This window comes from Litchfieldella anticariensis FP35 = DSM 16096 (assembly GCF_000409775.1).
Taxonomy (GTDB): Bacteria; Pseudomonadota; Gammaproteobacteria; order Pseudomonadales; family Halomonadaceae; genus Litchfieldella; species Litchfieldella anticariensis.
Window position 1 is genome coordinate 249,090 of the sequence record NZ_KE332391.1, and the last position, 13,511, is coordinate 262,600.

Annotated in this window: 14 protein-coding genes; 4 read left to right on the top strand and 10 right to left on the bottom strand. The window is 60.0% G+C overall.

Annotation, left to right across the window (positions count from 1 at the left end):
- Positions 1–4 precede the first annotated feature (4 nt).
- From malF to L861_RS13565, 4 genes are all read right to left on the bottom strand, one after another.
- Positions 5–1,576, bottom strand: a complete 1,572-nt coding sequence (gene malF, locus L861_RS13550; protein WP_016417016.1) for a maltose ABC transporter permease MalF — start codon at positions 1,574–1,576, stop codon at positions 5–7.
- 57 nt (positions 1,577–1,633) lie between these two features.
- Complete coding sequence (gene malE, locus L861_RS13555; protein WP_016417017.1) at positions 1,634–2,824, bottom strand: maltose/maltodextrin ABC transporter substrate-binding protein MalE; 1,191 nt, start codon at positions 2,822–2,824, stop codon at positions 1,634–1,636.
- Between the two features lie 318 nt (positions 2,825–3,142).
- Positions 3,143–4,588 carry a DNA recombination protein RmuC gene (locus tag L861_RS13560; RefSeq protein ID WP_016417018.1) on the bottom strand — a complete coding sequence of 482 codons (1,446 nt, stop codon included), beginning with the start codon at positions 4,586–4,588 and terminating at the stop codon, positions 3,143–3,145.
- 113 nt (positions 4,589–4,701) lie between these two features.
- Complete coding sequence (locus L861_RS13565; RefSeq protein WP_016417019.1) at positions 4,702–6,015, bottom strand: DUF2252 domain-containing protein; 1,314 nt, start codon at positions 6,013–6,015, stop codon at positions 4,702–4,704.
- A 342-nt stretch (positions 6,016–6,357) separates the two neighbouring features.
- On the opposite strand from L861_RS13565, the gene L861_RS13570 reads away from it, so the two are divergent.
- The 4 genes from L861_RS13570 (at position 6,358) to L861_RS13585 (ending at position 9,145) form a co-directional block, all read left to right on the top strand.
- Positions 6,358–6,567: a hypothetical protein gene (locus L861_RS13570; protein WP_016417020.1), complete on the top strand. Its 210-nt coding sequence runs from the start codon at positions 6,358–6,360 to the stop codon at positions 6,565–6,567.
- A 130-nt stretch (positions 6,568–6,697) separates the two neighbouring features.
- Positions 6,698–7,381, top strand: coding sequence for a hypothetical protein (locus L861_RS13575; RefSeq protein WP_236617163.1), 684 nt, complete (start codon positions 6,698–6,700; stop codon positions 7,379–7,381).
- A 94-nt stretch (positions 7,382–7,475) separates the two neighbouring features.
- Complete coding sequence (locus tag L861_RS13580; protein ID WP_016417022.1) at positions 7,476–8,198, top strand: OmpA/MotB family protein; 723 nt, start codon at positions 7,476–7,478, stop codon at positions 8,196–8,198.
- A gap of 95 nt (positions 8,199–8,293) precedes the next feature.
- Positions 8,294–9,145 (top strand): alpha/beta hydrolase, encoded by an 852-nt coding sequence (locus L861_RS13585; RefSeq protein ID WP_016417023.1) that lies wholly within the window; start codon positions 8,294–8,296, stop codon positions 9,143–9,145.
- 25 nt (positions 9,146–9,170) lie between these two features.
- Here L861_RS13585 and L861_RS13590 read toward each other — a convergent pair whose 3' ends face one another.
- The 6 genes from L861_RS13590 to L861_RS13615 are packed head-to-tail and all read right to left on the bottom strand — an operon-like array spanning position 9,171 to position 13,439.
- The gene (locus L861_RS13590; protein ID WP_016417024.1) at positions 9,171–9,584 is read right to left on the bottom strand and encodes a RidA family protein; all 414 of its coding nucleotides are present in this window, start codon (positions 9,582–9,584) and stop codon (positions 9,171–9,173) included.
- Between the two features lie 11 nt (positions 9,585–9,595).
- On the bottom strand, positions 9,596–10,003 hold the full coding sequence (locus L861_RS13595) for an acyl-CoA thioesterase (protein WP_016417025.1): 408 nt from the start codon (positions 10,001–10,003) through the stop codon (positions 9,596–9,598).
- A 58-nt stretch (positions 10,004–10,061) separates the two neighbouring features.
- A complete protein-coding gene (locus L861_RS13600) occupies positions 10,062–10,742 on the bottom strand; it encodes an ABC transporter ATP-binding protein (protein WP_016417026.1) in 681 nt (226 codons plus the stop codon).
- 1 nt (position 10,743) lies between these two features.
- On the bottom strand, positions 10,744–11,487 hold the full coding sequence (locus tag L861_RS13605; protein WP_016417027.1) for an ABC transporter ATP-binding protein: 744 nt from the start codon (positions 11,485–11,487) through the stop codon (positions 10,744–10,746).
- On the bottom strand, positions 11,480–12,526 hold the full coding sequence (locus tag L861_RS13610) for a branched-chain amino acid ABC transporter permease (protein WP_051149343.1): 1,047 nt from the start codon (positions 12,524–12,526) through the stop codon (positions 11,480–11,482). The genes L861_RS13605 and L861_RS13610 overlap by 8 nt, the downstream gene beginning before the upstream one ends.
- Positions 12,519–13,439 (bottom strand): branched-chain amino acid ABC transporter permease, encoded by a 921-nt coding sequence (locus L861_RS13615; RefSeq protein WP_016417029.1) that lies wholly within the window; start codon positions 13,437–13,439, stop codon positions 12,519–12,521. The genes L861_RS13610 and L861_RS13615 overlap by 8 nt, the downstream gene beginning before the upstream one ends.
- Positions 13,440–13,511: the final 72 nt, after the last annotated feature.

Genomic DNA, 13,511 nt, shown 5'->3' on the forward strand with positions numbered 1-13,511 from the left:
TCTCCTAAACCTTGACCTTGGGCAGGCGCAGATTGAGCAGGGACAGACCGACCACCAGTAGGAAGATCAAGGTGGCGATGGCCGCCGCCAGGCCGAAGTTCTGGCCGGCATCCTGGAAGGCGATGCGATAGGTGTAACTGACCAGCAGGTCGGTGGTCCCCGCGGGAGTACTGGCGCCAAGGATGTCCGGGCTGCCGCCGGTGAGCAGGGCAATCAGCACGAAGTTGTTGAAGTTGAAGGCGAAGGCGGCGATCAACAGCGGCGTCAGCGGCTTGAGGATCAACGGCAGAGTGATTCTGAACATATTGACCAGTGGGCCACCGCCGTCGACCGCCGAAGCCTCGTAGAGATCGCGCGGGATCGACTGGATCAACCCCATGCACAGCAGCAGCATGTAGGGATAGCCCAGCCAGGTATTGACGATCAGCAGCATGGTCCGCGCCAGCCACGGATCGGTAAACCACTCAGGGCGGATGCCGAACAGGTTCTCCAGGATCAGATTGATCTCGCCGTAGTTCTGATTGAACATGCCCTTGAAGATCAGGATCGAGATGAAGGCCGGCACCGCATAAGGCAGGATCAACAAGGTACGGTAGATGGCCTTGCCCTTGAGCTGATCCCACTGCAACAGCGACGCCAGCACAAAGCCTACCGCCAGGGTGAAGACCACCGTCAACCCGGCGAAAACGAAGGTCCACACGAAGATCTGCAGAAAAGGCCCACGGATGTCCGGATCGGCGAAGATCCGAGTGTAATTGTCCAAGCCCACCGCCACCGGCCACCCTGGTGTCAGACGTTCACCGCTCTCGGTGACGAAGAAGCCATTCTCCTGATCGGGCGTCAGTACACCGCCATCGCGTAGGTCGGTGAGGCTGCCGTCGGAATTCTCCTGATAGCGCGGCAGCATTGGCGCGAAGCTTCTCAGTCCCACCATGCTGAGCTCGGTGCCGTCTGGTGTTTCCAGGGTCAATGCCTGCAGCCGGTCGCGATTGGCGATCACCTCGCGCAGGCCCAGCGCCTCGCCCGGCGGCGGCGCATCGGTCGGGCGCACCGCCAGCTTCCCTTTCCCGGCCTTGCCAAGTGGCTCCGAAATCAGCCGACGAGCGCCTTCCAGCCCAGCACCGCTCTTCGCCTCGAGATATAACCGTATTCGATCTCCTTCGCGATAGAGCTGGAAGTCGAAGGCCACGCCTTCGGCCTGATAGGTCTGCTCGAGGAACTGGGCGCGCACCCGCTCCTCGCTGAGCAGATTGCTCGAACTGTAATTGCTGAAGCTGATGCCGACGGTATAGATCAGCGGAAATATCACGAACACGCCCATGCCGGCGAGTGCCGGAAACACGTAACGATGGCTCATTAGCGTGCGCTTGCCGAAGACGATGGCCAGCGAGGCACCTAGCACCAGAAACAGCAGCGCAAACATCCACTGTCCACGCAGATGAAAGGCCACCACCAGCCACAGCGTCGACAGCACCAGCACCGCCATCAGCGCACGCATGGTCCAGCGGGTGTAACGCTCGGCGGGGTAGCGAGAACGGTGGCGCGGCAAGCCGCGCGAAGCATTGGTCGTATACATGAGAAGTTCCTGGGCGTCGAGCCGACTCATTGAGTCGGCCCGGAACATCGAAGTGGCTTACTGGCGCATCCGCCGTGCAGCAGCGTCGAGTGCTTCCTGGGGGGCCTGGCGACCGCTGCCGATGTTCTGTAACGCCGGTTCCATCGCCGCCCAGAAGGCGCCCATCTCGGGAATGTTGGGCATTGGCTCGCCGATCTCGGCATTTTCCAACGTCGCGGCGATCCTCGGATCCTCGGCCAGTTCCGCCTGGTAGGCCCGATGCGCCACAGCGCCCAGGGATCCATCGCTGTTGAAGGTCCTCATGCCCTGTTCGCTGAGCAGGTAGCTCTCGAGGAACTCGGTGGCCAGGAAATCGTTGGGTGACGCCGAGTTGATCATCGCCGTCATCACACCGAACATCGGTTTGGCACGTTCATCGCCCACCTTGGGCAACAACGCCACACCGAAGTCGATACCGCTCTGCTCAAGATTGCTCCACGCCCAGGGGCCACTGATCATGGTCGCCACTTCACCGCGATTGAAGCGGGTATCCATCACGCTGTAGTCGGTGCCACGCGGCAACACACCACTTTCGATCAATTCCACCAGCAGCGTCGCGCCTTCTATGGCACCTTCGTTATTGACCCCGATATCCGTGACATCGAAGCCGCTCTCGGTACGCTTGAAGGGATAACCGCCGTTGGCGGCCAGCAGGGTCCAGCCATAATAGGGCTCACCATAATCGAACAGGATCGCCTTCTTGCCCTCTTCGGCCAACTTGGCGTCAAGCTCGACCAGTTCGGCGAAGCTCTCGGGCGGGGATTCGACCAGTGCCTTGTTGTAGATCAAGCCGAGGGACTCCACCGATACCGGATAACCGTAGGTCTCGCCGTTCCAGACCACGGCATCCCAGGTGAAGTCGAAATAGCGTTCACGATAGTCATCGGATGGCGCGATCGGCTTGAGCAGCCCGCTCTTGGCCCACTCACCCATGCGGTCGTGGGCCCAGATCACGATGTCCGGCCCCTGGCCACTGCCGGCGGCCTGCTGGAAGCGGTCGGTAAGGTTGTCGGGATTGACGATATCGATGGCGATGCCGGTATCCTGAGTGAACCGCTCGGCCACTTCGCGGATGCCCTCAGGTCCCTTGTTATCGCCCATCCAGATGGTCAGCTTGTCGTCCTCGAAGGCCATCGCCGGCAGCGCGAGACCGGCACTCAGGAAAGCAGCGAGAAACGATCCCAGAAGGCCGTGGCGTGTTTTGGTCATGAGTCTAGTGCCCCTTGTTGTTTGGAAGCACTGAATGAATGTCTGCGCGGGCAAATCGCTGCGTTGCGCGGTGCTCGGAATCCTCACCTATGCCCCATAGGCTCCGGTTCCTGTGCTCCGGGCGCCTTGCGCTTTACTCCGCTCGACGATTCCTTCAGCGCTTCCTTATCGAGCGTTAAGATTGAACGCTCCTAGACTCGCCAATCCTCGTCATGCCTTCCTCATCCCCCTGGGGCGTAGGGGTGGCGTATGGGAGGGGCGTAGAGAGAGGAGAGACAGGCATCCCCAGGGGGAGAACTTGTTTCTTCAGCGCAAGACCTATCGATACTGCTGATCGGCAGCCGCTTCGCTCGATGGATTCTCCTCAGCGTGAGCGGCTCCACTATCCAGCTCAAGTCGTGCCCGTTCGAGCAGTTCGTCGGGCAGCTCCTTCTTCACCGCCACACCCAGTTCCTTGAACTCGGCGGTCTGCTTGATCAGGTTGCCCTTGCCGTTGACCAACTGGCCCATGGCCTTGTCGTAGCTCAGGCGTGCCCCGTCGAGCTTCTTGCCGACATCCTCCATGCTGTTTAGAAAGGTGCTCAGCTTGCTGTAGAACTTCTCGGCGCGCCGGGCGAGCTCAGCGGTATGCTTGCTCTGGTCCTCGAAGCGCCATAGCTGGCGCACGATGTTCAGGCTGGTCAGCAGCGTGGTCGGGGTGGCGACCAGCACATTGTTCTCGATGGCGCGCTGGTAGAGACTCTCGTCGAACTTGAGCGCCTCGACATAGGCCGACTCCACGGGAATGAACATCACCACCACTTCCGGCGAATTGAGCCCCGGCAGGTCGTAATAGTGGCGATCGGCCAGCTCGCGAATGCGATCGGAGACCGCCTGGCAGTGCTCGACCAGGGCCTGACGACGTTCCCCTTCGTCGTCGCTGTTCACATAGCGGGTATAGGCCGCCAGCGATGTCTTGGCATCGATCACCAGGTGCTTGTCCTGGGGCAGATAGACGATGGCATCGGGACGTTGGCGGCCATCCTCGGTAGAGAAACTGACCTCGCGCCGATAGTCCTTGCCCAGGCGCAGGCCCGCTCCGTCCAGCACGTTCTCCAGCATCAGCTCGCCCCAGTTGCCCTGGATCTTCTTCTGCCCTTGCAACGCTGTGGTCAACTTATCGGCCTGATCAGTGATCGCGCGGTTGAGATTCTGCAAATGCTGCAGTTCGGTACGTAACTGCACGCGCTGCTCGGTCTCCTGCTGATGGATCGACTCGACCTTCTCGCGAAAACCCTTCATCTCGCTCTGGATCGGCTGCAACAGGCCGCTGATATTCTTCTGCGACAATTCCGAGAACGCCCTGCCCTTGCGCTCGAGAATCTCGTTGGCCAGATTCTCGAACTCGCGCTTCAGCTGATCGCGGCTTTCCTTGACCAGTTCGAGCTGTTCGCGGAAATGCGCCTCCTTGAGCGTCAGCGTTTCCGACATCCTGGCCCTCTCCTGGCGCAGGCGCTGCTCGCACTCCTGCAACTCGGCCAGCCGTGCCTGCAATGTCTCACCATCGCGGCGCGCCTGTTCCAGCGCCTGGCGTGAGGCGTCGCATTCGGAGTCCAGACGCGCCAGGCCGACGTCGGCCTGTGCCACTCGCTCACGCAGGCGTGCTGCTTCGGCACGCTCCTCCTCCAGCCGACGCCCGGCCCGCCAACTCGACAGGGCCCAGGCCACCACGAAGGCCAGCAGCGCCATCACGGCGCTCATCATCATTGGGTCGAGCGGCGCCATACTTTCTTCCTATTAGTCAGCCATGCAATGCGGGCCATGGTAGCTCGATTCGAGGCGCGGGATGACAGATAGGCGGGTTATTTCGACAGACGCCGTGCTTGGCTGCCAAGCGATCAGCGCTTGGCAATCCGGGCGTCGACAAAAGTGCGATAGTCCTGGGCCACACAATCGGCATAGCTGACCGATAGCGTCGAGACAACGTCGATGAAGTGTTCCAGACGTCCGTCGAGTCTTGCGCAGACGCTTCGAGCGAAACGTGCTGGGTCATCCTGGTGCAGGGCTCGGGCGCCACGCAGGTGTTCGCGGGCCAGGATTCGTCCCCAGCGCTTGACCAACCGGCGATAGGGCTTGGCGCCGTCAAGCTTGTGAGTAGGAAAATCCTCCTTGAACGGCGAACGCTCGCGCACCGAGAACACCTTATCGCCCAGATGCAGCCAGCCCAAATAGATGTCTGGATGCTCGGCGATGGCGTGGAAAGCAGCAGCGTGGCGTATCCCCTCATGAGGGAAAGCACGGCGCCAGGCACGTTTCTCCTCGCGGCTCATCAGTCGCCAGGCTTCCGGCGACGTCTGCTCCTTGACGTCGAGGATAACGTCGTCGTGTTCCTGGTCGTGCCCACCCTCGATCAGCACATAATAGCGCTCGAGACCCAGCGAGCCGGTACCGGCATCCAGGCGGCGTGCCATGTCCTTGACCCTGAAGTGGTGCTCCTCTGCCTCGGCAACGGTGCCCCGCAAGGACTGGCGATACTCGTTCTCGATGGCTTTGTGCAACTGACTGGCCAAGTGCGCCGGCAATCCAGCAAGCTTGTCCGGTCGCTCGGCGAAACACCTGCCGTCATCGGTAAGCCGAGTCCACTTGTCGAGCATCCTGGCCCGACTATGTTGTCGACTCACCTTCTCCAGAAAGGGTTTCAAGGGCTCCTTGGCGGATTCCAGCGTCACCGCGCCGGGGACTTCGCCGCGCACATGGCCTGCCAACTCGTCGTGGTAGCTTTCCAACAGCGCTTTGAGGGCCTTGCGAATCCCCTTGCGTGACAAGCCGACATTCTCGCGCGCATCCAGCACCAGGCTGATCGCCAAGCGCCAGACATCGTACTGGTAGTCACCGATCATCGCATCGTCGAAGTCGTCCATGCCATAACGGATGCTATCGTCATGGTGGCCGTAAGCGCCAAAGTTGTAGGCATGGGCGTCACCCTGCAGCCAAGTCTGGGTGTTCGGCAAGCCACCGAACAGAGCGAAGCGCCAGTCGTGCCAGACATCGTCCCAGTAGAGATGATTGGTGCCACGAAAGAAACGGTATGGCGAGGCTGCAAGCTTGGCGAACTTGACGGCACGATCAGTCTCGGAGAGGTGGGCATTAGCGGTATCGATGGCATCCAGTACCTGTCGGGGACGATTATGGTGCGTCAAGGGCTGCGACATGCAGCATGTCTCCTGTAGTTTGGGGGCAAGTCATGCAAGGCGTTTAACATCACCATGATAGGCGCCAGACTCGGCAGATAATATGACGGAAACATGACAACGCACGGAACCACCATGCAATTTGGGCCATGGTTGCGTGGTGTCACGTGGCTCCATCAATGGCCCTATCATCTTGGCCTGCACAACGTTCAATGGAAAACAGGGCAAACTGCCGTACATTCTTATGTTCTTGACAAGAGCATTCCATAAGATAATCCAGGCCATACGACGCAAAAAAAGCGGGAGATAGTCTTCTCCCACCTGTGCATACGGATAGCGCAAGGTCAACAAGGAACGTTGTTAGTGAAAATCTCTACCCTTCCCGATCAGGTCGACAACGGCCAGATCATCCTGCCGACGTTTCAGCTTCTCTACGCGCGGAACCGTGATCTGGTGCGGCACCTACCCACCGAATGCGGATTGACCGACACCTTGACCGGTAAACCTCAGGTCATCCCCGGCGTGACCGGGCAATGGCTCACCAATTCCATTCCCGAGACATCAATCGGCTGATATCTCGACCGTTGGGAAGAGATACGCAAGAAAGCCAGCCCGACATGACCTGCCCTTTTATCGGCTCATACTGGCTGCAAGAACCATGTGAGGTTACAAGATGAATCCAGCAGCAACTCTTGAATCGTTCTTGAGAATCCAAGAGGCAGAAGGAGTCACCGTGGTCTTCTTCTGGCTCATCCTGGGCGCCTTCCTGTTGTCACTGTACTGCTACAAGACAGACCGCATACGCGGCTTTACTCATTATGCTCCGAACCTGCTGACCTCACTTGGCATCCTGGGGACATTCATCGGTATCGTCATCGGCCTGATGCACTTTGATCCTGCCGATATCGATAACAGTATTACCCTGCTACTCAGCGGCTTGCAGACCGCTTTCATGACCAGCCTGTTTGGCATGGCCTCGGCCATTGCCTTCAAGGTGGTAACGACCAGTGTGGGTTTCATGCAACCCAATGCCGTCACGAGTATCAGCCCGCAAGAAGTTGGCCCGGAAGATATCCATGCCATTCTGCAGGCGCAGACGGAAATCCTCGCGAAACTCCGTCATGCCATCGCCGGTGACGAGGACGGTTCCCTGGTTTCACAACTGAAGCTGCTGCGATTGGACAACCATGACCTTGGCAACAAGCTGGACAGCATCGACAAGAGTAATCAGAAGCAGCTTGGCATCCTGGTCGAGTTGCTTCGCGAGTCCGAGCGTCAAACGGAGAGATTCGAACAGTTCTCCGTAGATATCGAACATAAGCTGGACGGCCTTCCTGAAAGTTTTTCCAAGTCTCCATCAGTTACCCTACATAAAGAGCCAGCATGACCCATGGTTCATGCCTCTCATGCCAACCGAGCAGTCGGTGGTTGATATCGATGATGGAGAAAGTCGTAATGACAGCCAATAACGGACAATGCCAATGGCTCAAATGAAGGCATTTTTTGGTCGCGGGAATTCAGGCGGTAGTGGTGAAGAACATCACTGGCTATCGGTTTCCGATCTGATGACCGGCTTGATGATGGTGTTTCTGCTCATTTCCATCGCCCTGATGCGCTATGCCCTGATTGAACGTGATCGTATCAAGGAAGTGGCAGTGGCATACCAGGAGAACCAGATTGCCATATACGAAAACCTCGTGGATGAGTTCGAAAGAGACCTTGAAAGCTGGGACGCCAATATCAATAAGGACACACTTGCATTCACCTTTCAGTCACCGGAAGTCTTGTTCGATCGCGGGTCGGCAGATCTTCGACCGAGATTCCAGGAGATACTCGATGACTTCTTCCCTCGCTACCTTGATATCCTTCTCGACTTCTCCAGCTCGATCGACGAAGTGCGGATAGAAGGTCATACCAGCAGCATCTGGAACACAGAGGCAACTGAGCCCACCGCCTACTTCAACAATATGGCACTATCCCAGAGCCGGACACGCTCGGTCCTTGAATACCTCTACACAGAAGAGGCCATCGAAAAGTATCGAGACTGGATCAAGGAACACGTTGCGGCCGTCGGCTTTTCTTCTTCACGTCTCGTGCTGGATGAAGCGGGGCATGAGGACTCCGATAAGTCCAGACGGGTCACTTTCCGCGTGATCACCAATGCCGAAACGCAGATTCGTCAGATTCTGGATGGTGAATCATGATGTGCGATACTGCTCTCTTGCCATGCTGACAGCAACGATCCTCTCCATCGAGGCTCTCTACGGCACGCGTGGAAACATGACAACAAGGACCTCCCATGCTCTACCGAGACTTCGCCACCCAGGAACAGATCGACGCCCAGTACGACCCCATGCGTGGTCGCGACAGGGCGGCATTGCTCGCCGACTGGCAAACGCGTAGTGCGGCGACGCGCTCGCACCTGTCGGTGCGCGAGGATCTGGCCTATGGCCCCTCGTTGGCGGAACGCCTGGACCTGTTCCCCGCACAACAGGCCAATGCCCCACTGCATGTGTTCTTTCACGGCGGCTACTGGCGTTCGTTGAGTCACAAGGAGTTCTCGTTTGTCGCCGAACGGCTGGTGGAAGCCGGCATCAATGTGGCGGTAGTGAATTATGCGCTGTGCCCGAGCGTGCCGTTCAGCGAACTGGTGCGCCAGTGCCAAGCATCGCTGGCCTGGCTACACCGCCACGCTGGCGAGCTGGGAGTTGATGTGAAGCGCATCACGGTGTCCGGCCATTCAGCAGGAGGCCATTTGTGCGGCATGCTGATGGCGACCGACTGGGAAGGGGTATTCGGCTTGCCCAACGACCTGATCAAGGGCGCGCTGGCGATCAGCGGGCTATTCGACCTGCGCCCGTTTCCGTACTCCTGGCTGCAGCCCAGCCTGCAGCTCACGTGGCGCGAGGTGATGGATTACAGCCCCTTGTTCCTGCCACCGAAGGTCGAAGCCCCAGTGATCCTGACCGCCGGCGGCAAGGAGCCCGCCGAGTTCGCACGCCAGATGAATGCCTACGCCGAGCATCTGCGCGACCAGGGAATCGAGGTTCATGCGGATCTCAAGGCCGGTGACGATCACTTCTCGATTCTCGAGCACTACGTTCGTCCCGGTGGCGATTTCATTACCGCCATCGAGCGCTTGAGTCACTGAGATACGGCAGCCAGGACATGATGACTCAGCGCTGCGGCACCACGGCGGTGGCTTCGATCTCGACCTTGGCACGGTCCTCGATCAGGTCTGCCACCTGGACCATGGTCATCGCCGGGAAGTGCTTGCCCAGCACGGCTCGATAAGCGCTGCCCACTTCCTTGAGACGCGCCAGGTATTCGCGCTTGTCGGTGATGTACCAGGTCAGCCGCACGATGTGCTCGGGTCGGGCCTCAGCCTCGTCCAACACGGCGACGATGTTCTCCAATGCCTGACGGATCTGCGCGACGAAGTCGTCGCTCTCGAAGACCTGATCCTGATTCCAACCAATCTGGCCACCCACGAACAACAAGCGGCCTTCCGCCAGCATGCCGTTCGCATAGCCCACGGCGGGTTTCCAATTGGCAGGGTGCAACAACTCATGGGCCTTGAGTAATGTCATGGCAAAGGTCCTTATGCAAGCTCGGAGACAAGACGCTGACGCATGGCATCAGGCCAGGGGATGGGGCGGCCGCTATCCATGTCGACGAACACCAAGGTCGACTGGCAGCTTAGGCGGGCTTCATCCCCACAACAGGCACGAATGGAAAGCGTCAGACTGGTCGTACCCACTGCCGTCGGCTCCAGGCTGAACTCCAGTTCGTCACCAAGGTGGCTAGGTGCATGAAAATGGGTCTCGATCGATACGGTGGGTACCCCGACGTGACGCTCGACATGCATGGCCCGGAAATCGACCTCCACCACCTCGGCGAAATAGTCCTCGATCACCGAATTGATCATCTCGAAGTAACGCGGATAGAAGACGATGGCCGCCGGATCGCAATGCTGAAAGCGTACCTTGCGCCGCGTGATGTATGGCATGTGATCTCCTTCACCGGGGTGAAAACCGCCCTTTGCTTGGCGACTTTTCGGGCAAATGCTATACGCCTAAGTAGCGATCGCGGATACCTTCGTCGAGCTCGCCGGGCAGCCCGCTCCAGGCGGTGCGCCCCTTTTCCAGGATGGTGCAGCGATCGACCAGTGGCAGTAGCTCGGAAAGCGACTTGTCGACGATCAGCGTCGACTGCCCCTGTTGCTTGAGGGTGTGGATGGCCATCCAGATTTCCTTGCGAATCACCGGGGCCAGGCCCTCGGTGGCTTCATCGAGCACCAGCAGGCGTGGGTTGGTCATCAACGCCCGGCCGATGGCTAGCATTTGTTGCTCGCCGCCCGACAAGGTTTGCGCCGACTGTTGGGCACGCTCGGCCAGGCGCGGGAACAGCCGCTCGACTTGGGTCAGGTCCCACTGACCAGGACGTGCGGTGGCGACCAGGTTCTCGCGTACCGTCAGATTGGGAAAGCAACGACGCCCCTCCGGCACCAGCCCCAACCCCAAACGCGCGATACGATAGGACGGCAGCTTACGCAGGTCGCGAGATTCAAACTCGATGGTGCCACTGGCGGCTGGCGTCAGACCGAACAGCGAGCGAATGGTGGTGGTCTTGCCCATGCCATTACGGCCCATCAACGCCACCATTTCGCCCTCGCCGATCTCGAGGTCGACCCCGAACAGCGCTTGGGAAGGACCGTAGAAGGTTTCGATACCAGCGATGCTCAGCATGTCAGTCCCCCAGGTAAGCTTCACGAACCAACGGATTGGCGCGGATTTCATCGCTGACACCGTGCGCGATCATCTGCCCCGCCACCAGCACGGAGATACGATCGGCCAGGCGGAACACGGCGTCCATGTCATGCTCGATCAGCAGGATCGGCACTTCATGCTTGAGTTCTTCGAGCAGTTCGGTAAGCCGCGCGGAGCCTTCCGGTCCCAGTCCGGCCATGGGTTCGTCGAGCAACAGGGCACGCGGCTTCAACGCCAGCGCACAGGCCACTTCCACCTGGCGACGCTCGCCATGGGAAAGCTCCGACACCGGCGTCTCGGCACGCGACTCGAGCTGCATTCGCGCGATGGCCGCGCGTGCCGGCTCCACAAGGCTGGCGTCGCGATGCACCGGCTTCCAGAAGCGAAAGCTGTGCCCCTGCAAGCCCTGCACGGCAATCATCACGTTACGCAGCACCGACAACGAATCGGCCAGTGAGGAGACCTGAAAGCTGCGTCCCAGACCGCGCCGTGCCCGTTGCGCCACGCTGAGCGCGGTGATGTTCTCACCGGCCAGTTGGACCTTGCCCCGGTCGGGCGTCAGATGGCCGGTAATCTGACCGATCAGCGTCGACTTGCCGGCACCGTTGGGACCAATCAAGGCATGGATTTCTCCCGCCCTGAGGTCGAGCGAGATATCCTGGGTGGCCTGCAGTGCACCGAAGCTCTTGTGAAGATGGCTGAGCGTCAGCACAGCATCACTCATGACGCGCCCTCCCCGCCAGCAGCCCCATTACGCCACCGCGGGCGAACAGCACCACGAACAGCAGCACCAACCCGAGGAACAGCAGCCAGTATTCGGTCAGCCCGCCGAGCAGGGTTTCCATCAGCACGAACAGTATGGCCCCGGAGAGCGGGCCATAGAGCCGGCCGACACCGCCCAGGATGACGATGACCATGATCTCGCCGGAGCGATGCCAACTGAGCATGCTCGGCCCGACGAAGCCGTTGAGATCGGCGAACAACGCGCCGGCCAGGCCGGTGATCACCGCCGAGATCACGAATGCCACCAGGCGGATTGGATAGGGGGCGATGCCGGCGGTAGCCAGCCGGGTTTCGTTGATCCGTGCCATGCTCAGCGCCGCCCCGAAACGTGATTGCATCAGCCGTGCGGTAATCGCCAGAGCCAGCACCAGTGCCACGAAACAGATCAGGAAGAAGCTCAGCGGATCGTTGCTATCGAGCCCGGGAAACTGGTTACGCAGGTAGATCGGCAACCCGTCCTCACCGCCATAGGTCGGCCAGGAGACGGCGAAGTAATAGATCATCTGCGCGAACGCCAGGGTGATCATGATGAAGTACACCCCGGAGGTACGCAGCGAAATCGACCCGATCGCTAGCGCCAGCACGGCGCATGCCAGCATCGCCGCAGGCCAGATCACCAGCAAGTTGTCGGTGCCCGTCATTGTGACGGGCCAGCTCAGCACCGGTGTCATGTCGAAGGCGTGAAAAGCGCTGATGCCGGCGACATAGCCACCCAACCCGAAGAAGGCGGCGTGGCCAAAACTGATCATGCCGCCATAGCCGATCGCCAGATTGAGCCCCACCGCCGCCATCGCCACGATCGCGATACGGGTTGCCAGGTTGACGTAGTAGACCTCGCCCAAGGCATTGGCGATCACCGGCGCCACCAGCAGCAAGCCGAGCAGCGTCCAGTTGACCCAGGTTTCGCGGTGAATCCGCGGCACCGTCACCGGCGCCACTCCTGGCGTCTTGTCAAACGCGCCCTTGTGTAATCTAGTCATTGGCAGCAAACAGCCCCTTCGGTTTGAACGCCAGGATGATGGCCATCAGCACGTAGATCAGCATCGAGGCCAGCGCCGCGCCGACACCAGATGCATCAGCCGGGGCCATGAACAGCTTGAACAGCGATGGCAGGAACACCCGGCCCAGCGTGTCGACGAGCCCCACTAGAATCGAACCGATCAAGGCCCCCTTGATCGAGCCGATGCCGCCGATCACGATCACCACGAAGGCCAGGATCAGCACCGGTTCACCCATGCCCACCTGCACCGACTGCAAGGCCCCGATCATCGATCCGGCCAGCCCCGCCAACGCCGCTCCCAAGGCGAACACCAGCGTATAGAGTTTGGCGATATCGATACCCAGTGCCCCGATCATCTCCCGGTCGCTTTCACCGGCGCGGATGCGCATGCCCAAGCGAGTGCGGGAAATCAGCAGGAACAGCGCCACCGCCACCAGCACGCCCACGGCGATGATCACCAACCGGAATACCGGGTAGCGCGACCCGCCAGGTAGGGCCACGGCCCCCGAGAGGGCCTCGGGCACGTTGAGCCACAAGGGAGAGGAGCCGAACAACCAGCGCGTACCTTCGGAGAAGATCAGGATCAAGGCGAAGGTCGCCAGCACCTGATCGAGATGCTGGCGATGATAGAGACGGCGAATTACCAACAATTCGACCACGGCACCAACCGCGGCGGCGGCCAGGATACCGGCCCCCAGGCCGACCCAGAACGAGCCGGTGGTACCGGCGGTCCAGGCGGTCACGAAAGCCCCGACCATGTAGAAGGAACCATGGGCGAGATTGATCAGGCCCATCACGCCGAACACCAGGGTCAGGCCGCTGGCCATCAGGAACAGCATGGTGCCAAGCTGCAGGCCATTGAGGAGTTGTTCGAATAGCAGGGGTAGGGTCACGTTGGCGTCCCTGAGTCAGGCAAGGAGCGATCACCGTACGGAGCGGCGCACCGGTCCGTACGGTGAGAACGG